The following is a 23,856-nucleotide window of genomic DNA, read 5'->3' on the forward strand; positions in this document are numbered from 1 at the left end:
CGCCAGACAGGATCAAATGTCGCGCGCCAACTCTGCCTGCAATGCTGCGTAATCAGCCAACCCGAATTCGGCCCCCATCACCGCATCCCATTTGTCAGCAAAGGCCCCGCGCACCGCGTTCGGCAGGGCAACGCGCCCCTGCCCGGTCTTGCCCGACGACACTTTGGTCGCCTCTCCATCGGGCGGCAGCCCCATCGCACGATCTGTAACGCGTCGCAGGAAATGATCGTCGAAATGACCTGCATGCGTCTTCATAAATGCAAAATTCGCCTGTTCGATGGCAATACGGCGCGCCTCTGGATCATCGACACCGATGAAATCCGCGACACGGGTGACGACGCCCGGCAAATCCCGCTTCAATCCCTCGAAACTGAGCAGCAACACATTGTCATCAGAGCGCCGCCGCCACCACGAGCGCGCGTGCTCCCAATAGCTGTCACTCGCATCGCGTTGCAGAAAATACGCCGCGAAGTCCTCTACCGAAATCGCGCCACGCTCGATCATCCAACCGTCCATGAAACGATAGAGCGACAGCATCGCATCCACCGGATCGCGCATCACCACGATATAGCGGCCCCCCTTGGGAATTTCGTCCCAACGCTGATGGCTCTTGAATGCGCGCGGCCGCGCTACCTGCGGCGCATCCAAGGTCTGGCCCAGATCATGTGCCAGTTCCAGCCAAGGCATGACTTCGGTGATTTCTCCAAACGCCATCGACCCGCCCGTGCGCAGTCCATGGACGATCTGCTGCATCCAGGTGGTGCCGCATTTGGAATAGGGGGTGATGATCACATCCGATGGCCGCGGCCTGAACCGCGCGGCCATCTCCAGCGATGCATCTGTCACGAAATAACGTAACCGCGCCTGCAATTCGCCAATCGTGGTTGGCCTGCTGCCTGTCACCCCGCGCGCTCCGCCTTCAGGTCGAGCGCGGCGCGCAGCAGGGTTTGCGCGTATTCCGTCCGCGGTGCGTCAAAGAGCGTCTGCGCCTCACCCGTCTCGATGATATCTCCATGGCGCATCACCACGACGCGGTGACTCATCGCGCGCACCACGTTGAGGTCATGGCTGATAAAGAGATAGGCCAGCCCGTACTTGACCTGCAACCGGCGCAACAGATCCACGATCTGCACCTGCACCGTCATGTCCAGCGCACTGGTCGGTTCGTCCAGAACCAGCAGGCGCGGGCGCAGGATCATCGCCCGGGCAATAGCGATCCGCTGGCGTTGCCCACCCGAAAACTCGTGCGGATAGCGATCCATCGCGCTGGCGGGCAATTCGACCTCTTCCAGTACCTCGGCCACCAGATCGCGCACCGGCCGCCCCTCGGGATTGCCATGCACACCCAGCCCCTCGGCGATGATCTGCCCGCAGGTCATGCGTGGGCTCAGGCTGCCGAACGGATCCTGAAACACGATCTGCATATCGGCGCGGTGACGCCGCAGCGCACGGGTGGACCAGCCATGCACATCCTCTCCCATGAAGGTGATTTTGCCCTCGGAACCGATCAACCGCATGATTGCCAGTGCCAGAGTAGTCTTGCCCGACCCGCTTTCGCCGACGATGCCTAGCGTCTCACCTGCGCGGACCTCTATGCTGGCGTCATTCACCGCCTTCACATGGCCAACCGTGCGCTTCAAAAACCCCTTGGTGATCGGGAACCAGACCCGCAGGTTTTCGGTCTTGACCACCACGGGCGCGTCGTGGGGCACCGGGGCAGGCACACCTGCGGCACGCGCGCCCAGCAGCTTGCGGGTGTACTCGTGTTGCGGATTGCCGAAAATCCGCGTTGTCGGCCCGGCCTCGACGATCTGGCCATCCTTCATCACACAGACTTTGTCAGCAATGCGCTGCACCACCCCCAGATCATGGGTGATGAACAACAGCCCCATATTCTCGCGTGCTTTCAGATCGGCCAACAGCTCGAGGATTTGCGCCTGAATGGTGACATCCAGCGCCGTCGTCGGCTCGTCCGCGATCAGGATATCCGGCCTGTTGGCCAGTGCCATGGCGATCATCACGCGCTGGCGCTGCCCACCGGACAACTCGTGCGGATAGGCACTCAGTCGGGATTCCGCGTCGCGGATACCGACCTTTTCCATCAGTTCCAGCACCGTCCCACGGGCCGGGCTCGACATGATCCAGCCGCGCGATGTGCCCCCCAGAACCACACGCCCCAGCCATAGCGCCAGCGTCAGTCCCGCCGCCCAGATCAACGCCCGGGTGGCACGCGGCACCAGATCAGCCAGATACGCCTCCATGAAATTCAGGCTCGGCTTGTCCGGTGCAGTGACGACGAATGACGCATAGGCAGCAATCGCGACAAAAACCACCGCACACCAGATCAGACATTTCACCGGATTGAAATTCAGCCAGCTTTCCAACAGCCGCTTTGTTCCACTGCGCCCCTTCAGGTTCTGATGCAACTCCAGCGATTCCGACAACTGCTTTTCGATCGTATGCAGCGGGTTGAGCGACGTCATCGGCTCCTGAAAGATAAAGCTGATGTCATTGCCGCGCACCTTGCGCAGCATTTTTTCATCCGCCCCGATCATCTGCTGCCCGTCATAGGTCACGCTACCGCCGACCTCGGCAGAACTGCCTAGCAGCGATACGGTACTCAACGCCGTGATAGATTTGCCCGAGCCGGATTCACCAACCAGCGCCACCGTTTCGCCCCGATCGACGGTAAAGCTGACGCCGTGGACACAAGGCACAATCTGCCCATCCTGCCGAAACGCTATCTTCAGGTCCTTGACGTCCAGCAGGCTCATTCAAACGTCTTTCTGGGATCAAACGCGTCGCGCACGCCCTCAAAGATAAAGACCAGCAGCGACAGCATGATGGCAAAGGCGAAAAACGCGGTAAACGCCAGCCACGGTGCCTGCAAGTTGCGCTTGGCCTGCAATGTCAGTTCGCCCAGTGACGGAGCCGAGGATGGAAGGCCAAAGCCCAGAAAATCCAACTGTGCCAGCAAAGAAATCGTGCCGGTAATCAAAAACGGCAGCATCGTTAGCGTCGCCACCATCGCGTTGGGCAGCATGTGGCGGAACATGATCTTAAGGTTACTCACGCCCAGCGCCTTGGCCGCGCGGACATATTCCAGATTGCGCGCCCGCAGGAACTCGGCCCGCACCACGCCCACCAAAGCCATCCAGCCGAAGAAGACTGTGATGGCCACCAGCAGCCAGAAACTGCGCGGTAGCACCGCGAACAGGATGATGATCACATATAGCTGCGGGGTCGCACTCCAAATCTCAATGATGCGCTGGAAAATCAGATCAGTCAGCCCACCGAAATACCCCTGCACAGCACCTGCGACAATTCCGATGATCGACGCCGACGCGGTCACTATCAGCGTAAACAATACCGACAGGCGAAAGCCGTAAATCACCCGCGCCATCACGTCGCGCTTGGTATCGTCCGTGCCCAGCCAGTTCTGCGGATTGGGCGGCAACGGCGCCGCGCCGGGCCGGTCCACGGCAGTGTCATAGCTATAGGGGATGATCGGCCACAGCGCCCAGCCGGCCTCGATCGCTTCGCCCTCCACGACACCATCCTCAGCATCGGCGATCACGCCTTCGGGATCGTCAAAGCAGATGTCCAGCCCCCCCGACACGATCAGGCAGTGCACTTCCGGGTCGCGGTAGACGGCTTCGGTTTCGAAATCACCGCCAAAGGCTGTCTCAGGATAAAAGCGGAAAATCGGCATGTAATACCCGCCCCGATATTCGATCAGGATTGGCTTGTCGTTGGCCACAAATTCTGCGCAAGCGGTGACGCCAAACACGATCGTAAACAGGATCAACGACCAGAACGCACGCCGATTGCGTCGAAAATTGTGCCACCGGCGCTGATTAAGCGGCGACATCGCCATCAGACATGTCCCCTTGCATCTTCTGGCCCCAAATACTCTGCGAGGGGCAGCATTCCCATTCCGAAAAGAGTACCAAAGCTGAAAGCAGAGATGTTGATACGCACCCTCACCCCTCCCGCTTTTCAAAATCAATGCGCGGATCGACCAGCACATACATCAGATCCGATATGATCCCGACCACCAGCCCAATGAGGCCAAACAGAAAGAGCGTTCCGAACATCACCGGGTAATCGCGCCCGACGGCGGCCTCGAACCCAAGCCGTCCCAGCCCGTCGAGCGAGAAAATCGTCTCGATCAACACCGATCCGCCAAAGAACACGCCGATGAATACCGCAGGAAACCCCGCGATCACGATCAGCATCGCATTGCGGAACACGTGGCCATAGAGCACGCGTTTTTCGCTCAGTCCCTTGGCGCGGGCGGTCATAACGTAGTGCTTCTTGATCTCATCGAGAAAACTGTTCTTGGTTAGCAGCGTCAGCGTTGCAAAGGCTGAAATCGTGCTGGCTAGAACCGGCAGCGTGATGTGCCACAAATAATCGCCGACTTTGCCCAGTGCGCTCAGCTGGTCGAAATCATCCGATGTGAGACCGCGCAACGGGAACCATTTCCAGTATGAGCCCCCCGCAAACAGCACCAGCAGCATGATCGCAAACAGGAATGCAGGGATCGCATAGGCGATGATGATCGCCCCGCTGGTCCAAGTGTCGAAGGGGCTGCCGTCGCGCACTGCTTTGGAAATGCCCAGTGGGATCGAAATCAGATAGGCGATCACCGTCGACCACAGACCCAGAGTGATCGACACCGGCATTTTCTCCAGCACCAGATCGGTCACGTCGATCTTGCGAAAATAGCTTTCGCCGAAATCGAACCGCGCATAGTTCCACATCATCCCGATGAAGCGTTCCACCGGAGGCTTATCAAGGCCGAACTGCTCTTCCAGTTCTTTGATCAATTCCGGCGGCAGGCCGCGCGCGCCGACATATTTCTCGCTGCCCTGACTCAGCATTTCGCCGCCCGCATCGGCCCCGCCGCCCGAGAACCCCTCGAACACGTCGCCCTCGCCCTGCATCTTGGCGATGATCTGCTCGACCGGTCCACCCGGCACGAACTGCACCAGCGCAAAGTTGATGATCATAATCCCCAGAAGCGTCGGAATGATCAGCAACAGCCGCCGCAGGATATAGGCACCCATACGCGGTTTACCTCAATGCACCCGCCGCCTTGAGCGCGGCGGCCTTTTCCGCATCGAACCACCAGAAATCCAGCACACCCAACTGATAGGGCGGCTGATCCTTGGGGTGATCGAACACATCCCAATAGGCGACCCAATGCTTGTCATTATACCACACTGGCACCATGGCGAACTCGTAACGCAATGCGCGATCCAGCGCGCGCATGGCTGCGTCCTCTTCTGCTTGGCTTTGTGTCTCCAGCGACGCGTCGATGATCGCATCAATCAACGGGCTGGCGATCCCGGCGGGGTTAAAGACAGAGTAGGACGCCGCCTCTGACCCATACATCTGGCGCAGTCCGGTGCCCGCACCGGTCAGCGGGTAGTAAGAGGCAAACAGCATGTCATAATCACGCTCGCGTCGCCGCAGGGTGAATTGCGACACATCAATCGTCTCATATCTCGGCGTGATTCCCAGCTGTTCGATATTGCTCATAAAGTTTTCGATGATCCCGCCCAGCGTCGCCGCACTTGGTGCCGGGATCGGAAAGTTCAGCGTCAGCAACTCGCCCTTGGCATTGCGGCGTTTGCCGTCATCGCCCACGGGCCAACCCGCGTCGTCCAGCAGTTTCATCGCCTGCCGGCGGTTGCGCCGATCCGACAGCCCGTCTGCGCGCGAACTGTGCGCCATAACCGCAGGATCACTCAGCATCTCGGCGGGCACCACATCGCCCAGCGATTTCAACAGATCCAGCTCCAGTCCCTCAGGTGGTCCCTTGGCTTCTAAGTCGGTGTCCTGTGTGTAGGAATGGCGCTGCTTGAACAGCCCGTATTGCAGTGACTCGTTGGTCCATTCAAAGTTGAACGCCAACGCAATCGCCTGCCGCACACGCTTGTCCTGTAGTTTTTCCCGGCCAAGGTTGAACACAAAACCAGAGGCACCGGGCGGCAGCCCGTCCGGCAGTTCTTCCAGCTTGACCCAATCGTTTTGCACGGCAGGGAAATCATACGACCGTGCCCATTTTTTCGAACTGGTCTCGGACCGGAACAGGTATTCGCCCGCCTTGAACGACTCGAAGGTGGCCGCGTCGTCCAGAAAATACTCGATACGGATGCGGTCAAAGTTGAACCGCCCCTGATTGACCGGCAAATCCCAGCCCCAATAATCGGGGTTGCGTCGATAGACGATCCGGCGGCCCACATCAAAACTGTCCAGAACATACGGGCCCGACCCGATCGCGGGATCAAGCCGCGATTCGTTCAGCTTGGCCCCAGTGCGTTCGTACCACGCCTTAGAGAACACCGGGGTCGATCCGACCTGATCAATCATCGACCGCCGTGACGGATCATCGGCAAAGGTGAACTTTACCCGGTGATCATCCAGCGCCTCGGCCGTCAGAATGCGTTTTTTCACGGCCTCGGCGTAGGACGGAATCCCCTGTGTGATGAACAGGTTATGTGAAAACACCACATCATGCGCGGTCACTGGCGTTCCGTCGGAGAATCGCGCTTCGGGGCGCATGTGGAAAATGACCCAAGTTTTGCCCTCGTCATATTCCAGTCGCTCGGCCAGCAATCCGTAACTCTCGCCATAGGCGTCGGCAGGCACCCAGTTGGTGTTGCTCAACGGATCCTCGGCCAGCAGCGACTCGTATAGTATCGGGGTGCCCGACCCCGGCACACCCTTCAGCGCATAAGGGTTGAGCGTATCGAAAGTGCCGGATGCCGCCAGCGAGATTTCTCCGCCCTTGGGCGCGTCGGGATTCACATAGTTGAAATGCGGAAAATCGGCAGGGTAGCTCAGGTCGCCGAAATAGGAATATCCGTGGGTGCTGATGATCTTGTCTTCAGCCAGAGCGGCCTGCGCCATCAACGCGGCGATGCCAAGGCCCAGCATTGCGGTCCAGAACGACCGGCGTCTGCTGCGGTGCGGTGCCCGCGCGATAGCGCGACCTTGCGCGGTGCGTGCCTTCTGGTGATCTGTGCGTACGATCATCCTGACCTCCCTGTTGCTGCCCCATTTATCTGGGGCGCGTTTTGCCTGCTGCAAGCTAATGGAGGCTCACTGCGAGTTTCAAGCGTTGATCGGCGGTCATTCCGTGAAACCCGGCCCGCCAAATGCACCGCGCAGCAAAAAGCCGCCAGACCCTGCTGATCTGGCGGCTATTTGTAATCAAAACGACCCAGTATCAATTGTCGAGGCTGTCGAGATACGCAATCACATTCGCGCGATCTTCTGCCTTGCCAAGCCCGGAAAAGCCCATCGACGTGCCCGGTGCGTAGCTGGCCGGTTTCGTCAGGAACCCGTCCAGATGCTCGGGCGTCCAGACATCGGCAACGGCTTTGAGGCTGCCGGAATACCCGAAACCCTCGGCTGCGCCCACATCGCGACCCACAACGCCATAGAGCGAAGGACCAGTTGAATTCTCACCTGCCTCCAGCTTGTGACAAGCCTTGCATTTGTTAAAGACGCGTTCGCCCTTGCCGATATCAGCCGACGCAAGAAGCTCTTCGATGGACGGGCCTTCTTCTTCCACCGCATCGGTGTCGCCACCTGTTTCAATCACATAGCCTTGGGCGTGATCGCCGCCATGGCTGCCGCCACCGTGATAGATGGTTTCAGCCGCAAATTTTCCCAGAAGGAACACCAGAAAGGCCCCGCAAAAGCCGCCCAGAATCTTGGTCAGTGTCATCGTGTCGAACATAGGCCCGTTTCCATTTGAGTTTTAGAAGTCTCTTGGCCGCGTATCTATCCGCTTCCCCTAGGCGGGCGCAAGGTATAGTTTCCGCGACCAAATGCCCAAGGGCCGAGCAAGGTGACAGGATAACAACACCATGACCAATCGTATTGCCTTTCAAGGCGAACCCGGTGCCTATTCACATCAGGCCTGCGTCGACACCTATCCGGACCTTGATCCGCTGCCCTGCCGCACATTCGAGGACGCGATGGAGGCCGTCCGCGCGGGGGCGGCCGTATTGGCGATGTTACCGGTCGAAAATTCGACCTTTGGCCGGGTTGCGGACATCCACCATCTGATGCCCAACAGTGGACTGCACATCATCAACGAGGCGTTCGTGCGCGTGCATATCAACCTGTTGGCGCTGCCCGGAACGGCGCTGGCTGATGTAAAACAGGCGATGAGCCATACCATGCTGCTGGGCCAGTGCCGCGCCTATCTTGAGGCGCACAACATCGCTCGCGTGACCGGTGCGGACACCGCCGGGTCCGCCCGGCAGGTCGCGCAGGACGGCGATCCAACGACTGCCGCTCTGGCCAGCGAACTGGCGGGACAGATCTATGGCCTCGACGTTTTGGCGCGCCATATCGAGGATGAAGGCAACAACACCACCCGTTTTCTAGTTATGTCGCCCGAACCGGACATGTCGCGGCGTGGCGATGATGGGATGATCACCAGTTTCGTCTTTACCGTCCGCAACATTCCTGCGGCTCTGTACAAGGCGATGGGCGGGTTCGCCACCAACGGCGTGAATATGACCAAGCTGGAATCCTACATGGTGGGCGGGTCGTTTTCGGCCACGCAATTCTATGCCGATATCGAAGGCCACCCCAAGGATCCCGGTGTCGCGCTGGCGTTGGAAGAGTTGCGGTATTTCACCTCGCAGCTCGATATTCTGGGGGTCTACCCGCGCGACCCTGCACGCGAATAGCACGGCCGCCCGCCGCCTCGCGTCGGTGGGGCATGGCCGATCACGATACCATCATGCCCAGATCACAGCGCCGTGCGGCGCAGTGACCGGTTTTTCACGTCGCGGCGACTGCCCATTTCCATTACGTTGCGCGCCCCCACTTCAGGGTCATGCAAGGCAGGCATACCGCCCGCCCCAGCACCAACTGACACCTGACGTGAAAGGATCACAATATGCGACTGTTCAGCCTTATCGCCCTCATCACCGCCACCGCATCCCCCGCGCTGGCCAACACGCCGCCGATCAACATTGCGACCGATAGCACATACAGCGCCCGTGACACGGGCGATCGTCTGGAGCGGGCCAAAATATTCGAGACCAGCGAACTCTTTGGTAGCGAGCGGGCGGGCGATCCACGCACCCGTGCTCGCGACACTGGCGACCGCAAGGAAAACGCAAAAACCTTCGACCTGAGCGAACTGAGCGCGCAAGAGCGCCACGGCCTCACATAAGCGCAACCGAACGCCTGTCGCGGCGCAGTTTCACTTCGTCTTCTCCATGCACCGCGCAGACGAGAGGCGTCCGGGCCAGTCAGCCGGGCGCCTCGCTATATCGTCACAAAGTATCAAAATGGCTCAGCCGCAGCGAGAATATTTATCTTCCATGTCGCGCGCAAAAGATGCCGCGCGCGCCTCGAAACGCTTAGTCATGTTCGATTTCGCCAGCTTAAGCGACTGAACCATCAGCCGTGATGACAGGGTCTGCGGTTTCAGCTCCATCTCCATCGACATTCGTGTGCGTCCACGCGACAGCGCCACCAGATCCAGCACCATTTCGCAGTTCAGAGCCGATGACGTTGCAACAAAGCACATCCCGCTCGGCGGGTCGTACTCGGTCAGTTCCAACTGCATTTTCCTGCGTTTTCCGCGCAATTCGAACGCAGTATTCCACAACATGCCGGCACCATTCTGCGGCTTGTCGTCGACGCGCTGCACTTCGGCTCCACGCCGCAGCGCCAAGCGTTCCAACATTGCGAAATCTGACACCTGATCAAAAACAAACTCAATAGGTGCTTCGACGTCTTCTCTGGTCGAGAATTTCATTGCTCAGCCTCTTTCGTGCTTTTCCGCCTATTGTCACCTCAATCCAGCGTATCCGCAAGCCAGTTGCGCAGCAAAAAATGCGCAATCGCACCCTTTCGTGCCGGGGCAATATCCGGGTGCTGCCCGGCAAAGACTTGCGCCATCTCTTCACGCGTGACCCATATCGCGTCCTCAATCTCGACCGGATCGACAGTGATTTCCGTGCTGGTGGCGATTCCTTCGCATCCTATCATCAACGACGTGGGAAAGGCCCAAGGCTGACTGGCCAGATACCGGACAGCACCGACCTGCACCTGTGTCTCTTCCATAACTTCACGCCGTACCGCGGCCTCGATCGTCTCGCCCGGCTCGACAAAGCCGGCCAGCAGCGAGTACATCCCATCCGGCCACCCCGGAGATCGTCCCATCAGAACCGAATTGCCATTCAGGATCAGCATGATAACCACAGGATCGGTGCGCGGAAAATGTTGCGCGTTGCAGCTGGGACAGCCCCGCTGCCATCCCGCCTGCGCGATCTCGCTAGCAACGCCACAACAGGCACAGAACCCGTGGCTCGCGTGCCAAGAATAGAGCGCCTTCGCCGTCGCCGCCAGTTCGGCATCCCGCGCGTTCAGGCTGGTCATGATCCGGCGCAGCTCGGCAAAAACCGCATCCTGCGGCAGGTCCGGGTGTTGCTGTTCAGAGGCATCAAGGAACGTGTTCAGCGATGTCGCCTCCAGCCCTGCAGGTAGCCAACTCGACATGTCATGAGCAAAGACCAGCGTGCCATCCGCTTCACGACCGAGCAGAATCTCGCTATCTGCATCAACGTGTCGGCCGCTCTTAATAATCGGATGATCCATCGGCAATCGCACCAGTTGATCCAGACTGCCCGCCTGCACCAACGGCTTGCCGCGCCACAAAAGAATGCTCAGCGCGGTGCCTTCACGTCTGGCGCGATCCATCAGGTCCGGCATGCTGCGCAATGCGGCCGCCCGATCCAGCCCAGAACCGCCAAACGTCACCGTTTCTGCGTGCCGCATTGTTCTCTCCTTAGATTTGTTGCTCAGGTGCCACGATCTTTGATCAAGGACAAGCCGGGGCCGTCCGGAACGCCGCATTTCTTGCGAACCTCGAGAAAGGCAACTTAGGGTTGATGGTATAGAAGCTATTAAATTTTAAGGCGTTCTCCTTCGCCAACCCAAATATTTTGATCATGCCCACGCCAGTAATGACCCCACATAGAACATCCGCAGCGCGCACCAAGCAGATCCAAACTCCGGCCATACAGGCGACACTTCGTCTGTTGTCCACCACTGACCTGCACGCCAATCTGCTGCCTTATGACTATTATGCGGACAAAGGCGATCAGCCTTACGGGCTGGCTCGTACTGCCACCCTGATCCGCGCCGCGCGGGCCGAGGCGTCCAACGTCATGCTGTTCGACAATGGCGATGCATGCAGGGCACGCCACTTAGCGACATCACTGCGCAGGCCGACAGCGGCTGGACCGGGGACCACCCGATGATTACGGCGATGAATCATCTGGGGTATGACGCGGCAGGATTGGGCAACCATGAATTCAATTTCGGCCTTGATTGGCTGACGCAGACGCTTTCCGCCGCCCGGTTCCCCATCACCTGCGCAAATGTGACCATCGGACCGGGCCCGATGGGCGCCCCTTTGCTGCCGCCTTATCTGTTGCTTCCACGACAGATCATCGACACCCAAGGGCAATCCCATACGCTGATATTAGGTGTGATCGGTCTGGTGCCAACCCAGATCACGGTTTGGGACACCTGTCACCTGAGCGGACAGGCAACGGCGCAGGATATGGTTCAAACCGCCCGCCGCCTGATCCCGCAGATGCGGCACCAAGGGGCCGATCTGGTGCTGATGCTGGCCCATACCGGGATAGAGTCGGGGCCCTATCGCCCCGGGATGGAAAATGCGGCCCTATCGCTTGCTGCGGTGCCGGGAGTTGATGCGCTGATAGCCGGCCACAGCCACCAAGTCTTTCCGCAGACGGGCGGAATAACGCAGTCCGGGGTCGACCCGGACGCCGGAACATTTAGCGGCACACCAGCCGTCATGGCAGGTTTTCGCGGTTCCCATCTGGGGGTGCTGGATTTGAACCTAGAGCGGCAGGCGGGGACATGGCGGATTCAAAACCACCACGCCGAAGCCCGGCCCGTCGCGCCCGCTTCAGATCGGCCCGCGGTCACTCCGGATCGCTCACTCGGCGCAGCAATTGACGCGGCTCACAATGCCACACTCACGCTTGTCGCGCGACCCGCAGGCCATAGCGCCGCGCCGCTTCATACATTTCTGGCGTTGGCTGAATGCTCTGCCGCCGTCCGCGTCGTCACTCAGGCGCAACGCGCCGCACTGCGTTGTGCGATGACCGGAACGGCCTATGAAACGCTACCAATCCTGTCGGCCTCGGCCCCGTTCAAGACCGGAGGGCGCGGCGGACCGCTTCATTTCACCGACATCCCTGCAGGCCCGCTCAGCCTGCGCCACATCGCCGATCTTTGCGGATTTCCCAACACGCTTTGCGGGCTCCATCTCAGCGGCGCCGACCTGCGCGACTGGCTCGAACGCGCGGCCATCTGCTTTCGCCAGATCAGACCCGGCGGTGCCGACCAACCGTTGTGCGACCCCGATGTGCCCGGCCATAATTTCGACCTGATCGACGGGCTCAGCTACTGCATCGACCTCAGTGTACCGCCTCGCTACTCCATGGCCGGTGCCCTCGCCAATCCGGGCGCACACCGCATTCGCGACCTGCTCCACGCCGGGCAACCCGTCGAGGATGAGGCAATGTTCCTGCTGGCCACGAACAGCTATCGCGCCGCAGGTTCCGGCCCCTATCGCAGTTGGCCCGCTTCGGTCTATGTGCATCAGGGTAGGACCATCATGCGCGATCTGGTCGCCGACCACCTGCGCAGCACCGGCACCACCTCACCCACGACAGAACCCGTCTGGCGTTTCGCGCCTTTGCCCGGCACGTCGGTCTTGCTGAACACCGGGCCGGGGGTGCGCCATGTGCCCGGGGCGCTCGAACAAATACAGGCCGAAGATCTGGGCCAGACCCCCCTGGGGTTTGCGCGGTTGCGCCTCGGACTCTGATCCCGTGTAAACGGCATAACGCGCAACCCGCCTTTCAATGTTCTGAAAATGCCCATTCTACCCTGCGCGCGACGTATCTCCGCCAACGCGCGTAATCCAACCTCGCGCCTTGCGAATCCTCCGTTGGCGACCTATATCAACATTCGAGAGGTTGGCGCGGGCAGGCACCTCGCCAACCCGGTCAGATCCGGAAGGAAGCAGCCGTAACGAGCCCCGCTTGGGTCGTTGTCCAGCCTCTCACCCTCCACACCCCATCACAATCGTTGGCGCAACCCACTGTATGGCAGGGGTGTTCTCATTTCTTGACTGCAAGCTATCCGCCACGGCCGCCGATCAGGATGCGGCTACCCGCCTCTGCCAATAGGCAAATCCATGTTGACGTGATCCGCGAACCTATTCGAAACCGCCCTTTGCCATGAGGAAACGGGTCAGCCCACCATGCGACAGCATTTCGAGCATGAAAGCTGGCATAGTGCCCGCCTTGATCCGCTCGTCTGCATTTGTGTCGATAGTGAGTGTTCCGTTTTCCAACCCTACCGTCACAGCGTCGTTATCGTTGAGGTGCGTGGCATCCGCCTGACACAGCAACAATCCATTGTTCAGTGCATTCCGCCGAAACGTACGGGAAAAGCTCTTGGCAATGACAGCCTTGACCCCGGCCGCTTGCAGAACGGTTACGGCGACCTCCATGGCCGAACCGCAACCGAAATTCGTGCCTGCAACCAGAATTGTCTCGGCGCCCATCGCTTCATAGAATCCGGGATGGATATCCTCAAAGACAAACGCACGCAGAACCTGCGGGTCTATCGTTTCCTTCTTGCGGTGCGAGGGAACGATGTAATCGGTATTGATATCGTCACCGAGAAGCCGTGCGCTGCCCGAGGCAAGAACTTCGTTCATCTCAACATCCTTTAGTTTATTGGCCAAAGCCGCCGCGTACAGCGGCGTGAGCGCATGATAGGGACGAAGCAAGGTAAATTTCCGCCGTAGCATTTCCCATCCGACCCCGGAAATTTCGATTGGCGCTCGAAATGATCTTCTGCCCATTCGCTGGTATCGTTCCGCATGTGCCACAGCACGCACCGCATCCGGGCAGTTCAACCTGTGCCCCCAACGCACGAAAGCGGCCCAGCATACCAGTGCTCTGCATCTCGGTATAAATTTGCCCCGACGCGGGTGTGACAACGACCTGAACCTCGTCGCTGATCCGGCCCGCTCGGGTGATAACCTCCAGTGCCTCGTGATAGTCGCGCATCCGCCCGCCGGTACATGTGCCCAGATAGACGACATCGACCGGCGTAAAGGGCTGTGCCTCCAGATCAGTAACGTTGTCCACACGGTGCGGAAGTGCGATTTGTGGCCTCAAAGCGGAAAGATCGACCTCGACCACCTGCTCGATCTGCGCGCCTTCATCCGCCGCAATAGGGGTGTAGTCGCCAACACCCACCCTTTGCAGCCAGTCCTCAAGAACGCTGTCGCATGGGAAAATCCCGGCTTTCGCACCGATCTCTACCGCCATGTTGGACAACACAATCCGGTCATCCATATCCAGTGTTGCAACACCCGGCCCTGCGAATTCAAGGGCCATGTAATTTGCGCCATCTGCCCCCATCCGTCGGGCAAGAACCAGCGCAATATCTTTTGCCGACACGCCCTCCGGCAACCGGCCCAGCAGGTGGACGCGAATGGTACGCGGCACCTCTAACCACATCTGTCCGCAGAACATCACCCCCGCCAGATCAGACGATCCGATCCCCGTGCCAAAGCAATTCAACGCCCCATAAGAAGTAGCATGAGAATCCGCACCGACGACAAGCCGCCCTGGTGCGGCGATACCCTTCTCGATCAACAACTGATGACCGATGCCATCGCCCACATCAAAAAGCTGAATGTCGTTCTCATGAGCGAACTTGCGCGCTTTCGCCTGTAGTGCCAGCGCATTCGGGCCGGAACTTATACCATAATGATCCATCGCAAAGAGCAGCTGTCCGGCGTCTGCAACCCTGGTGCGCCCCATTCCCGCCAGATAATCAATCGCCATTGGTATCGATCCATCGGTCCCCATGGCATAGCTTGGCCGGCAGACGGCAATATCACCGGCCCGCACGTTTGCATCTGCAGCCCGACTTAACAATTTCTCTGCGATCGTTTTGGGATTATCCAAGGCCGTGCCTTTCACGTCTGGTTGCGGCGCAATGCCAATCAGGTGGCGACTGCGCGCCCTATGAGGGTGACAATACTATAACACTATTATACGAGTTTGACCGAGCAAGATGACCCAGTTGGAGTAAGCACGAAAATGGCCAAGAAATTGGACGCCGAGCAGGTTGAAAGACCGGTTGCCGCCGCCGAACGGTCCCTTCGCATTCTCGATGCTTTTGCTGCCGCGCATCATCCGCTCACGCTGGGCGATCTCGCCGAGGCGACCGGATTGTTCAAAAGCGTAATCCTGCGTTACATGATTTCCTTCGAGAAGCTTTCGTATGTGCGCAAGCTGCCGGATGGCAGATACCAGCTGTCGGTCAAGGCGTTTCAACTGGGCCGCGCATTTGAAAGCTCGCTGGATCAGCGCGAGTTGATCGAAACCACGATGACGCAGCTTCGGGATTCGACCAACGAGAGCGTTTTCTTTTATGTCCGCGAGGGCGACAACCGCATGTGCATGATGGGCGTGGATTCGCCCCAATCCTTGCGGGTTAATCGCAAGATCGGGATGCCGATTCCCATGGACACCACGTCGATTTGTCAGGTGTTGCGCGACTACGAGGATGGTGCGCCGCAAGCTGTGGAGAATACCGCCGATTTGGCACGGTTTTCCGTCGGGGTATTTGACCCTTTGACCGCATCTGTCTCGGCTCCGGTTTTTGACCGCAACGGCGCGCTGATCGGCGTGATTGCCGTGTCGGGACCGATCGGCCGGTTCGACGCGCAAAATCCAGAGGTTCTGGACCATATCGCATCGAAGGTGCATCGGTTGTCGACCATGCTGGGATATGGAGGAGGAGCCTGACATCCGGCCAGCTGTCATCTCAGCTATGCGGCTTGGTGGGATGGTTTTGCCGCATGATAGGCGACGACACCAGATCGCTGATGTGAAAATCCCAGAGCGCACTGCCAGAACCTTCGTTGAATTGCTTCAGGTCGTCTGCCAAGGTTGAAAGATCGCCAAAAACCTTACCGCCCAGACCAAAACCCCGCGCAACCGCCCCCAGATCACCCCGGCCATGCACAGCCCCGCCATCGCGCAATCCCTCGCTGCGCAGTTTGTGAATCTCGGACCCATAGGCCCCGTCATTCAGGATACAGATCAGGATCTTCAATCCATGGCGGCGGATTGTCTCTAATTCCTGCGCATGCATGAGCAGGCTTCCGTCCCCGTCGATCAGAACGACCGTGTTGTCGGGCCGCGCGGCAGCAACACCGATGGCATAGGACAGACCGTTGCCAATGGCACCGAACTCTCTGATGACGTGAAAGTTTTGCGCGTGCCAGCCACGCATCTGGGCAGAGAAATACGAACAATGGCCCGAGGAGTTAACCATCTCCCAGCTCTTGGGAAGCACCTCTTGCAAACCTGCGATGACATCCCTCGGATCAAGGTATCCATCATCAGGAAATTCTGTGCTGTCCGCAGGGGCGCTGGCGATACGGGTGCGCAGGTCGTCACTGCGCCAGTTGGATTTTTCCGCAATATGTTCAGCCAGCCGTTCGGCGCAGACCTTGGCATCGCCCCGTAGGAAGTGTTCGGCGACGACGGCACCTTGATTGATCCCAGTGGGCGCGAGGTCGATCTGTAGCACCTTGGCCTGTCCAAAGAGCTTGTCAGCGTCGCGCATGTGCTGCGTGAGACTAGCGCCGACAGCGATGACCAGATCGGCCTCGGCAAAAAGTTCTCTTGCCAGTGGCGAGGAGAAGCCTCCCGCCACGCCCAGATCAAAGGGGTGATCCAGAAACAGGCCGCGCACCGGAAGCGTTGTCGCCAGTAACGCGCCACACCGATCGGCGAGTTGCATACAGGCGTCCGCGGCTCCGGCCTTCATTGCACCTTTTCCTGCGACCAGAACGATCTTGTTGGCGTTCCGGATAAGTTGCGCAGCCTCGGCGATGGCCTCTGGCGCGGGATGCAGCGGTGCGGTTTTCGGAATTATACGATGCGACGGTGCATAGTCGTCACCCCCTGTCCATTCCATATGCTGCAAATCCATCGGGATGCCGACGACCACAGGTTTTTGATGCAATCGTGCCGACAAGAACGCCTCGCGCAACTTGCCAGCGATCTGGCTCCGGGTATGGATCGGGATGTAATCAACGCCCAAGGCACGTACCAACGGCGCTTGTTCCAGTTGCTGGTTGTACCATGCCTTGTTCAGAGGACTCTCGCCTGCAAATACGACCATCGGGATTGATGCCCGCACGGCTGCGGGCAGTGCGGTCGCAAGCTGCGTCAGGCCCGGCCCGCAAGTAACCGAACAAAAACCGATATCGCCCGTGGCCCGCGCATAGGACATCGCCATGGAGCAGGCACAATGTTCGTGTCGGACGTGGATCGACCTGACGCCGAGTGTATCAAGACTGTCGGCAAAATACATATTGGCATCGCCAAGCAGCGTGAAGTGGCACGATACCTCTTCGGCAGCGACCATCCGCGCAAGCTGTTCATGAATCAGCATGGTATTCCCTTTCTGGGTGCGTATTCCGGTTATTCAGTCCAGCTTGGGATCGATCCGCGCACGCCGTCCCATCATCATCCGCACAACCGGCAAGAGAAGCACGACACAGATCAGCGCAATCAGGATCATCGACACGGTGCTGCTGGCAATCACCGCAACATCCCCACGCGATATGATGAGCGCAAGGCGCAACTGCTGCTCGGCCATCGGGCCAAGGATAACGCCCAACACGATCGGAGCGAGCGGAAAGCCCGTACGCTGCAACAGATACCCCAGCAGACCGAACCCGATGAGTGCGTAAATATCAAAAATGCTGTTCTGGATCGAATAGACGCCGATCACTGACAGACTGACTACGATGGGCGCGATCAACGATTGTGGCAACCGCAATACAGGCGCAAATATCCGCACAGCGATCGAACCACCAAGGATCGGCAGAATAGCGGCGGTCAGGATCATCTGAAGTATGAAGGCATAGACCAGCACAGGTTCTGACCGAAAAAGCCCCGGCCCCGGCTGCAAACCATGAACCAGAAAGGCCCCCATGATCACCGCTGCGACAGCATTCCCCGGCACGCCAAGCGTCAGCGTCGGAATGAGAGCCGAGGCGTTATCGGCGTTGTTACCACATTCAGAGGCGGCCACCCCCTTGTAGTTGCCCTTGCCGAAGCTCTCGGGGTCCTTATCCGCGCGCTTGGTCTCGTTATAGCTGAGGAATGCGGCCATCGTGCCCCCGACACCCGGCAGGATGCCGATGACGATACCGATCAACGAGGATCGCGCCCATGTCGGATACAGGCTGCGCCAATCGGTAAAACGGTTTCCCGATTTGCGGATCGCCGTGCGCGCCGCGTCGATCTGGTGCGAAATCGCCGTTTGGGCCAGATCAATGGCAGGCGGCAGACCATATAGCCCGGCCAGCAGGACGATGAAGTTGAACCCGCCTGTCAGGTAGTAGATATCGAGTGTAAATCGTTCGTGCCCGGAAACGCTGTCAATGCCGATCGTTCCGATCAGCAGGCCGAGACCGCTGGAAATAAGCCCCTTTAACGGGTCCGCTCCCAGCAGGATGGCGATGCTGCACATGCCAAACAATGCGACCCAGAAATACTCTGCCGGGCCGAATAGAAGCGTGACGGTCGCCAACGGCGGCGCCAGCAGCAGCAGCGAAAACCCACTTGCCACGCCCCCCACAGCCGAGGACCATGCAGAGATCCGCAGCGCGTTTTCCGCCTCGCCACGTTTCGCGAGAGGAACACCGTCAAAGGTCGTCGGGATCGAAGACGATGTGCCGGGAATGCCTAGCAGGATTGCCGGGATCGCTCCGCCATAGATGCCGCCGTTGTAAATGCCCGCGACCATGCCGAGGGCGACCATCGGCTCCATCGTAAAGGTCAGCGGGATCAGGATGGCGATGCCCATCGTGGCGGTCAGCCCCGGTAACGCTCCGATCAGAATGCCGCCCGCAACGCCAACCACCATGGCAAGGACGTTCTGCCACATGAGGACTTCGCGGATCGCAGCAAACAGAATTTCAATGATCGACATCGCTAACCCCAGAAAATTTCTTGTGGGAGGGGACGCGCAAAGAGCGCGACAAAGACAAGCCATGTGGCAAGAAGAAATATAAGCGTTACCAATGCGTTGAGCCAATGCTGTCGCAAACCGATCAGGAAAGCGACGAGCGGAATATAGAAGATACTGGAGGTAAAGAACCCGATCGTACCGACGGCCACGGCATAAATAATGGTCGGGATGAGAAAGGCCAGAAATGCGACCCAGGAGGTGATGACAGGCGCGGTCGCCATCTGGCTACCCAGCCGTATGCCACGAATGAACAGAAGCACGGACAAAGCACCGAGAACCCCCAGAACGAGACGCGGGTACATCTGCGCCTCAACAGCATTGATCGCGTTGGCATCCCACCAGAACACCGCGACCACGGCCATCAATAGACAAGCCGAAACCTGATCCCTCAGGCCTTCGCGCCCCCCGGATTCTACCTCCGGGGGGGTGTTGGTTTGTTCTTCGGTCATACCAGGGTTACCGCCACGGGTTGGTTTCCCAAAGGTTGCCGATCCGCGTGTTCAGATCCTTGAGGTATGCCGTGTAGTCAGCTTGGTTCATGTAGTTCAGGGGCAACTTCTGCTCTTCCGCTGCCTTCAGGAACTCGGGATCTTCCAGCGTCTTTTCGATGGCGGATCCGATGGTCGCAATGATGTCCTCGGATGTGCCTTTGGGGGCGGCAAAACCGCGATCCGATCCGCTATAGATTTCATAACCCTGCTCGGCAAAGGTCGGGATATCAGGGAAAAGCTCCATGCGTTCGCGTGACATGACACCGAGAATGCTGATCGGGTTATCATCCGAGCCGATGTTCGACGCCTCGCCAGCACCGACGACCAGACCCGCGATATGGCCACCCAGTAGCGCCGTCGCCGCCGGTGGAATGCCCGGGAATGGCACTTGGGTCACTTCGGTTTCGGTCATGTCCAGGAAACCCTCGAGGCTAAGGTGCATTGACCCGCCATAACCCTGATGACCGATGGTCAGCGCATTGGGCGCGGCCTTGGCCTCGGCAACGAATTCATCCAACGACTCGATCGAACTGCCATCCGGCACGCTCAGCGTTGCGGGCGCGGTGACGAGGTTGGCGATCGGCGCGAACATGTCGAAATTATACCGCGTCTCGCGCTCGTAGGGCAGCGTGATGAAGGCGGGCGCGTTCATAAAGCCGATCGTATACCCGTCCGGGTCCGCGTTGGCAGTTTCGGTAAATCCATATTCACCACCCGGTCCCGGCTTGTTGATCACAACAAAGCTGGCCCCTTCGATGTATTTCTCCAGAAACGGTGCCATCGTCCGCGCCAGAATGTCTGTGCCGCCTCCGGCAGAGTAGCCGACAACCAGCGTGATTGGCTTGTCCGACGGCCACTCAGCCAGTGCGACGCTCGGTGCCAGCGCAAGCGCGGCAGCAAGTACATATGTCTTTTTCATTTCCTTAACTTCCTGTTGTTGTGGTTCAAGAGTCGACTTCGATGATGCACCCCTTGTCGCGGAGCGTCTTATCCACCCACGATCGGTCCATCGCGCCGATCAGGGTCTGCTGCATCTGCTTATCTTCGGCGGCGGCTTTTTTTATGGCCGCATCGTGGATGGCCTGCGCATCGCTTTTGGGGACAGCGACGATACCATCTTCATCCCCAAGGATCAGATCACCGGGCGCGATAATCATACCACTCAGCGCAATCTGTGCGTTCACGGTGCCCGGCCCGTCCTTGTAAGGTCCGCGATGGCTGATTCCGGTCGAAAAAATCGGGAAGTCGCCTGCGCGGATGGCGGCCGCATCCCGGATCGCGCCATAGATTACCATGCCTGCGATACGTCGGTATCGAGCATGGGCGACCATCAGTTCGCCGACCACCGCGTTCGTGGTGTCGCCATCGGCATCAACCACGATGACATCGCCCGGCTCTGCGATATCAAGCGCCTTGTGGATCATCAGATTGTCACCGGGCCGTGTCTTGACAGTTACCGCCGGCCCAGACAGCACTCCGCCACCGTGGCGTTGCTGAAGCAGTGGTCCGCCGCCCGGCAGGCGGCTCATCACGTCAGAGACATTCGCCACCGGCAACGCTCTGAACGCCTCGACCAGCGCCGGGGTGACGCGACCGGGATGGGCATGAACATGAAAACCAATCATCTCGTTGCGTCCTCTATGCCAGACCGTTGCAGAATGTCTGAATACGGGCGCAGGCGTCTCGCAGCTGCGATTCCGATGCCGCATAGGACACACGGAAATGTCCGGGCAGCCCAAACGCCGCGCCGTATACAACAGCAACGCCTTCTTCTTCGAGCAGCGCCTCGGAAAAATCCTGATCACTGTCGATCTTGCGTCCGCCGGGCGTTGTTTTGCCAAAGGTGCCGGTACAGGCCGGATAAACGTAGAATGCACCATCAGGAACGAGGCACTCCAACCCGCTAGCATCGCGCAACATCTCCACGACCAGATCACGGCGCGCCCGGAAAGACTCGCGGCGCTTCGCCAGAAAATCCTGAGGTCCGGTCAGCGCGGCGACAGCCGCCCATTGCGCAATCGAATTCGCACCAGACGTCATCTGCCCCTGAATCTTGGACATCGCCTTGATGAGATGCGCAGGCCCTCCGCAATATCCGATGCGCCAGCCCGTCATAGCGTAGGCTTTGGACACCCCGTTCATCGTCAGGATGCGGTCCTTCAGTTGTGGCGCGACCTCGGCAAGCGTCGAAAAGGCTGTGTCGGAATAGATGAGATGCTCATAAATATCGTCGCTGAGAACATGAATTTTTGGGTGGCGCTCCAGTGTATCGGCGATCTGGAGCAGCACCTCGCGCGAGTATACCGCGCCAGAGGGGTTGCAGGGCGAATTCAGGATTACCCACTTCGTCCTGGGGGTGATCGCCGCCTCCAGATCCTCCGCAGTCAGCAAGAACCCGGTTTCGGCCTGTGCCTGCACGATGACCGGCGTCCCGCCGCAAAAAGAGACCAGTTCGGGATACGATACCCAATACGGTGCTGGGATAATGACCTCGTCGCCTGCGTCGATGGTAGCCATCATCGCATTTGCGATGACTTGCTTGCCGCCCGTCGACACCATGACTTCGTCATCAGCGTATTCCAGCCCGTTTTCGGCGCTGAACTTATCCCGGATCGCGCGCTTCAGTTCAGGAATCCCCGCCACCGGTGCATATTTGGTCTGGCCAGATTTCATCGCTTCGATTGCTGCGGCAACAACGTTTTCAGGCGTATCGAAATCCGGCTCGCCGGCACTGAGCGCCACGATGTCGCGGCCCATCGCCTTGAGGTCGCGCGCCTTCTGTGAGGTCGAGTTCGTCGCCGAAGGTTTCAGCCGCATGGCCGCTGTGGAAAGCAGCTCTTGCGTTTCGGACACAGCGCCCGAACGAGGTTCGATATTTATTGCCGTCGACATGTTTCAACCCGTCTTGAATTCATTGGAAAGCTCTAATTCATGCTGAATTGAAGTTATCATTATATCGTTATGATTTTTACATCATAGGATTATGATTTTCAGCGTGTCAACACTTTATCCGCCCCGCCACCCCGCCTCGCACACGCCAGATTGGCGCTTCCGCGAAGCGCGGCAAGGAGAGCGAATAAGCGCAACCTCTATCTTTTATTACTTTTAATCAGCATCCTAGCCGCGATCGGTGCGCAGGTGATGACCAGAAAGATGCGCGCCAGATGGTGAACGACCACAAAACCAAGATCCACGTCTGCAACGATTGCCAGAACGGTCATTTCCGCTTGTCCGCCGGGGGCGAAAGCGAGGAATCCCTCAATCGGCGGGGCCAGTCCGAAAATGACCACCACCTCTGTGAGGATCGCAGCCAACGCCGCCAGAACCAGCACGAAAGCGACCCCCGACAGGACGTCCTTGCGGAACTCGGCAAGTGTGATCCCCACGTAACCGACACCGATCGAGATCCCGATCATAAATTGCGCAAAGAGGATGCCCTCGGACGGTGGACGACTATGGATAAGCCCGCTCAGAGACAGGATGCCGGTTACGATCATCGGCCCCAGGATCGACGCCCCGAACAGGCCGATCCGCTCCCCTCCCTTCCAGCCAACCAGCGCGGCGATCACCATCAGGAGGATCTCCCACAATGGCAGGTTACTGGCGGGTGGCCCGATTGGACCGGACAGATCCGCGCCCATCCCGAATGTCAGGATCAGCGGGGCCAATGACACCACGATCAGCAAGCGTGTCGCATGGATGAGCGACAGCGCCCGAGGGTCGCCTCCGGCCTCGGTGCCAAAGATCACCATGTCCTGTAACCCGCCCGGCATTGCTGCGTACCATGCCGTCGTCCTGTCGAATCCACAGACCCGGTGAAAGAACGGGACGCCAATCATTGCAATGACGGCGATGTAGATCGGGATGAGAGCCACAGACGCGGCCATCTGCGGTATGGTTCCGACCAGCGCAGGCGTGAGGGACGCCCCCACCGCAACACCCAAGATCGTGCGCGCCGCAGTAGACACCCACCCAAAGCGCTTGAGAGGCACACCTATCATCGCAGCGATCAAACAAGCCCCGAGAGGCCCGAACAGAAATGGAAGCGGCAGACCCAAGACCCACGCTACCGCCGTCCCCGATCCAGCCACTCCAAGAGTTAGCAGCCGCGCGCGGGTAGTAGATTGATCGGGTATCTTTAACATCGGCGACAACTCCACTCTTGCATCCAAGTGTATACAAATGTATCCACAAG

23 protein-coding genes and 1 other RNA gene are annotated in these 23,856 nt (G+C 59.0%); 6 read left to right on the forward strand and 18 right to left on the reverse strand.

Going from position 1 to position 23,856, the window contains the following annotated elements:
- Nucleotides 1–12 precede the first annotated feature (12 nt).
- The 6 genes from N7U68_RS08110 to N7U68_RS08135 form a co-directional block, all read right to left on the reverse strand.
- Nucleotides 13–903 (reverse strand): sulfotransferase domain-containing protein, encoded by an 891-nt coding sequence (locus N7U68_RS08110; RefSeq protein ID WP_263048787.1) that lies wholly within the window; start codon nucleotides 901–903, stop codon nucleotides 13–15.
- Nucleotides 900–2,774: an ABC transporter ATP-binding protein gene (locus N7U68_RS08115; RefSeq protein ID WP_263048788.1), complete on the reverse strand. Its 1,875-nt coding sequence runs from the start codon at nucleotides 2,772–2,774 to the stop codon at nucleotides 900–902. The genes N7U68_RS08110 and N7U68_RS08115 overlap by 4 nt, the downstream gene beginning before the upstream one ends.
- Entirely contained in the window at nucleotides 2,771–3,877 is a 1,107-nt protein-coding gene (locus N7U68_RS08120; RefSeq protein ID WP_263048789.1) for an ABC transporter permease, read from the reverse strand. The genes N7U68_RS08115 and N7U68_RS08120 overlap by 4 nt, the downstream gene beginning before the upstream one ends.
- Nucleotides 3,878–3,983: 106 nt before the next feature.
- Nucleotides 3,984–5,072: a microcin C ABC transporter permease YejB gene (locus tag N7U68_RS08125; protein ID WP_263048790.1), complete on the reverse strand. Its 1,089-nt coding sequence runs from the start codon at nucleotides 5,070–5,072 to the stop codon at nucleotides 3,984–3,986.
- 7 nt (nucleotides 5,073–5,079) lie between these two features.
- Nucleotides 5,080–6,948 carry an extracellular solute-binding protein gene (locus tag N7U68_RS08130; RefSeq protein WP_263049128.1) on the reverse strand — a complete coding sequence of 623 codons (1,869 nt, stop codon included), beginning with the start codon at nucleotides 6,946–6,948 and terminating at the stop codon, nucleotides 5,080–5,082.
- Between the two features lie 292 nt (nucleotides 6,949–7,240).
- Complete coding sequence (locus N7U68_RS08135; protein WP_165196565.1) at nucleotides 7,241–7,756, reverse strand: c-type cytochrome; 516 nt, start codon at nucleotides 7,754–7,756, stop codon at nucleotides 7,241–7,243.
- Nucleotides 7,757–7,886: 130 nt separating this feature from the next.
- On the opposite strand from N7U68_RS08135, the gene N7U68_RS08140 reads away from it, so the two are divergent.
- The gene (locus N7U68_RS08140; RefSeq protein ID WP_263048791.1) at nucleotides 7,887–8,720 is read left to right on the forward strand and encodes a prephenate dehydratase; all 834 of its coding nucleotides are present in this window, start codon (nucleotides 7,887–7,889) and stop codon (nucleotides 8,718–8,720) included.
- A gap of 62 nt (nucleotides 8,721–8,782) precedes the next feature.
- Here the strand turns inward: N7U68_RS08140 and N7U68_RS08145 are convergent, their stop codons facing one another.
- Nucleotides 8,783–8,929, reverse strand: coding sequence for a hypothetical protein (locus tag N7U68_RS08145; protein WP_263048792.1), 147 nt, complete (start codon nucleotides 8,927–8,929; stop codon nucleotides 8,783–8,785).
- A gap of 3 nt (nucleotides 8,930–8,932) precedes the next feature.
- On the opposite strand from N7U68_RS08145, the gene N7U68_RS08150 reads away from it, so the two are divergent.
- The gene (locus N7U68_RS08150) at nucleotides 8,933–9,211 is read left to right on the forward strand and encodes a hypothetical protein (RefSeq protein WP_165196561.1); all 279 of its coding nucleotides are present in this window, start codon (nucleotides 8,933–8,935) and stop codon (nucleotides 9,209–9,211) included.
- Nucleotides 9,212–9,334: 123 nt separating this feature from the next.
- Here N7U68_RS08150 and N7U68_RS08155 read toward each other — a convergent pair whose 3' ends face one another.
- Together N7U68_RS08155 and nudC are read right to left on the reverse strand one after the other, a co-directional pair.
- Nucleotides 9,335–9,802: an SRPBCC family protein gene (locus N7U68_RS08155; protein ID WP_263048793.1), complete on the reverse strand. Its 468-nt coding sequence runs from the start codon at nucleotides 9,800–9,802 to the stop codon at nucleotides 9,335–9,337.
- A 38-nt stretch (nucleotides 9,803–9,840) separates the two neighbouring features.
- Entirely contained in the window at nucleotides 9,841–10,824 is a 984-nt protein-coding gene (nudC, locus tag N7U68_RS08160; protein ID WP_263048794.1) for an NAD(+) diphosphatase, read from the reverse strand.
- 263 nt (nucleotides 10,825–11,087) lie between these two features.
- Between nudC and N7U68_RS08165 the strand changes: the two genes are divergently transcribed.
- The 3 genes from N7U68_RS08165 (at nucleotide 11,088) to ffs (ending at nucleotide 13,155) form a co-directional block, all read left to right on the forward strand.
- Nucleotides 11,088–11,309 carry a hypothetical protein gene (locus N7U68_RS08165; RefSeq protein ID WP_263048795.1) on the forward strand — a complete coding sequence of 74 codons (222 nt, stop codon included), beginning with the start codon at nucleotides 11,088–11,090 and terminating at the stop codon, nucleotides 11,307–11,309.
- Complete coding sequence (locus N7U68_RS08170; protein ID WP_263048796.1) at nucleotides 11,240–12,913, forward strand: bifunctional 2',3'-cyclic-nucleotide 2'-phosphodiesterase/3'-nucleotidase; 1,674 nt, start codon at nucleotides 11,240–11,242, stop codon at nucleotides 12,911–12,913. Before N7U68_RS08165 ends, N7U68_RS08170 begins: the two co-directional genes overlap by 70 nt.
- A 145-nt stretch (nucleotides 12,914–13,058) precedes the next feature.
- An RNA gene (gene ffs, locus N7U68_RS08175) (signal recognition particle sRNA small type) lies at nucleotides 13,059–13,155 on the forward strand.
- A 151-nt stretch (nucleotides 13,156–13,306) separates the two neighbouring features.
- Here the strand turns inward: ffs and N7U68_RS08180 are convergent.
- Together N7U68_RS08180 and N7U68_RS08185 are read right to left on the reverse strand one after the other, a co-directional pair.
- Nucleotides 13,307–13,813, reverse strand: a complete 507-nt coding sequence (locus N7U68_RS08180) for a LeuD/DmdB family oxidoreductase small subunit (RefSeq protein ID WP_165196554.1) — start codon at nucleotides 13,811–13,813, stop codon at nucleotides 13,307–13,309.
- 16 nt (nucleotides 13,814–13,829) lie between these two features.
- Nucleotides 13,830–15,092: a 3-isopropylmalate dehydratase large subunit gene (locus N7U68_RS08185; protein WP_263048797.1), complete on the reverse strand. Its 1,263-nt coding sequence runs from the start codon at nucleotides 15,090–15,092 to the stop codon at nucleotides 13,830–13,832.
- Between the two features lie 120 nt (nucleotides 15,093–15,212).
- Here N7U68_RS08185 and N7U68_RS08190 point away from each other — a divergent pair, with 120 nt between their 5' ends.
- Nucleotides 15,213–15,923, forward strand: coding sequence for an IclR family transcriptional regulator (locus N7U68_RS08190; protein WP_165196552.1), 711 nt, complete (start codon nucleotides 15,213–15,215; stop codon nucleotides 15,921–15,923).
- A gap of 19 nt (nucleotides 15,924–15,942) precedes the next feature.
- Here N7U68_RS08190 and N7U68_RS08195 read toward each other — a convergent pair whose 3' ends face one another.
- From N7U68_RS08195 to N7U68_RS08225, 7 genes are all read right to left on the reverse strand, one after another.
- Nucleotides 15,943–17,583, reverse strand: coding sequence for a thiamine pyrophosphate-binding protein (locus N7U68_RS08195; protein ID WP_263048798.1), 1,641 nt, complete (start codon nucleotides 17,581–17,583; stop codon nucleotides 15,943–15,945).
- Between the two features lie 33 nt (nucleotides 17,584–17,616).
- A complete protein-coding gene (locus N7U68_RS08200) occupies nucleotides 17,617–19,131 on the reverse strand; it encodes a tripartite tricarboxylate transporter permease (protein ID WP_165196548.1) in 1,515 nt (504 codons plus the stop codon).
- Nucleotides 19,132–19,133: 2 nt separating this feature from the next.
- Nucleotides 19,134–19,619, reverse strand: a complete 486-nt coding sequence (locus tag N7U68_RS08205; RefSeq protein WP_165196546.1) for a tripartite tricarboxylate transporter TctB family protein — start codon at nucleotides 19,617–19,619, stop codon at nucleotides 19,134–19,136.
- Between the two features lie 7 nt (nucleotides 19,620–19,626).
- Nucleotides 19,627–20,580 (reverse strand): tripartite tricarboxylate transporter substrate binding protein, encoded by a 954-nt coding sequence (locus N7U68_RS08210; protein ID WP_263048799.1) that lies wholly within the window; start codon nucleotides 20,578–20,580, stop codon nucleotides 19,627–19,629.
- Nucleotides 20,581–20,605: 25 nt separating this feature from the next.
- Nucleotides 20,606–21,286: an RraA family protein gene (locus tag N7U68_RS08215; protein WP_165196542.1), complete on the reverse strand. Its 681-nt coding sequence runs from the start codon at nucleotides 21,284–21,286 to the stop codon at nucleotides 20,606–20,608.
- Nucleotides 21,287–21,299: 13 nt separating this feature from the next.
- Entirely contained in the window at nucleotides 21,300–22,553 is a 1,254-nt protein-coding gene (locus N7U68_RS08220; RefSeq protein ID WP_373322979.1) for a pyridoxal phosphate-dependent aminotransferase, read from the reverse strand.
- 197 nt (nucleotides 22,554–22,750) lie between these two features.
- Nucleotides 22,751–23,806 (reverse strand): AbrB family transcriptional regulator, encoded by a 1,056-nt coding sequence (locus N7U68_RS08225; RefSeq protein WP_263048800.1) that lies wholly within the window; start codon nucleotides 23,804–23,806, stop codon nucleotides 22,751–22,753.
- Nucleotides 23,807–23,856: the final 50 nt, after the last annotated feature.

It is taken from the genome of Roseovarius pelagicus, from assembly GCF_025639885.1.
Classification (GTDB): Bacteria; Pseudomonadota; Alphaproteobacteria; order Rhodobacterales; family Rhodobacteraceae; genus Roseovarius; species Roseovarius pelagicus.

What these genes read in the sequence shown, in the direction of transcription:
- N7U68_RS08200 (WP_165196548.1), bottom strand. Translation starts at nt 19,131, where the DNA reads ATGTCGATCATTGAAATTCTGTTTGCTGCGATCCGCGAAGTCCTCATG.
- N7U68_RS08225 (WP_263048800.1), bottom strand. Translation starts at nt 23,806, where the DNA reads ATGTTAAAGATACCCGATCAATCTACTACCCGCGCGCGGCTGCTAACT.
- N7U68_RS08115 (WP_263048788.1), bottom strand. Translation starts at nt 2,774, where the DNA reads ATGAGCCTGCTGGACGTCAAGGACCTGAAGATAGCGTTTCGGCAGGAT.
- N7U68_RS08190 (WP_165196552.1), top strand. Translation starts at nt 15,213, where the DNA reads ATGGCCAAGAAATTGGACGCCGAGCAGGTTGAAAGACCGGTTGCCGCC.
- N7U68_RS08170 (WP_263048796.1), top strand. Translation starts at nt 11,240, where the DNA reads ATGCAGGGCACGCCACTTAGCGACATCACTGCGCAGGCCGACAGCGGC.
- N7U68_RS08195 (WP_263048798.1), bottom strand. Translation starts at nt 17,583, where the DNA reads ATGCTGATTCATGAACAGCTTGCGCGGATGGTCGCTGCCGAAGAGGTA.
- N7U68_RS08125 (WP_263048790.1), bottom strand. Translation starts at nt 5,072, where the DNA reads ATGGGTGCCTATATCCTGCGGCGGCTGTTGCTGATCATTCCGACGCTT.
- N7U68_RS08140 (WP_263048791.1), top strand. Translation starts at nt 7,887, where the DNA reads ATGACCAATCGTATTGCCTTTCAAGGCGAACCCGGTGCCTATTCACAT.
- N7U68_RS08215 (WP_165196542.1), bottom strand. Translation starts at nt 21,286, where the DNA reads ATGATTGGTTTTCATGTTCATGCCCATCCCGGTCGCGTCACCCCGGCG.
- N7U68_RS08180 (WP_165196554.1), bottom strand. Translation starts at nt 13,813, where the DNA reads ATGAACGAAGTTCTTGCCTCGGGCAGCGCACGGCTTCTCGGTGACGAT.
- N7U68_RS08150 (WP_165196561.1), top strand. Translation starts at nt 8,933, where the DNA reads ATGCGACTGTTCAGCCTTATCGCCCTCATCACCGCCACCGCATCCCCC.
- N7U68_RS08155 (WP_263048793.1), bottom strand. Translation starts at nt 9,802, where the DNA reads ATGAAATTCTCGACCAGAGAAGACGTCGAAGCACCTATTGAGTTTGTT.
- N7U68_RS08205 (WP_165196546.1), bottom strand. Translation starts at nt 19,619, where the DNA reads ATGACCGAAGAACAAACCAACACCCCCCCGGAGGTAGAATCCGGGGGG.
- N7U68_RS08135 (WP_165196565.1), bottom strand. Translation starts at nt 7,756, where the DNA reads ATGTTCGACACGATGACACTGACCAAGATTCTGGGCGGCTTTTGCGGG.
- N7U68_RS08210 (WP_263048799.1), bottom strand. Translation starts at nt 20,580, where the DNA reads ATGAAAAAGACATATGTACTTGCTGCCGCGCTTGCGCTGGCACCGAGC.
- N7U68_RS08120 (WP_263048789.1), bottom strand. Translation starts at nt 3,877, where the DNA reads ATGGCGATGTCGCCGCTTAATCAGCGCCGGTGGCACAATTTTCGACGC.
- N7U68_RS08220 (WP_373322979.1), bottom strand. Translation starts at nt 22,553, where the DNA reads ATGTCGACGGCAATAAATATCGAACCTCGTTCGGGCGCTGTGTCCGAA.
- N7U68_RS08130 (WP_263049128.1), bottom strand. Translation starts at nt 6,948, where the DNA reads ATGCTGGGCCTTGGCATCGCCGCGTTGATGGCGCAGGCCGCTCTGGCT.
- nudC (WP_263048794.1), bottom strand. Translation starts at nt 10,824, where the DNA reads ATGCGGCACGCAGAAACGGTGACGTTTGGCGGTTCTGGGCTGGATCGG.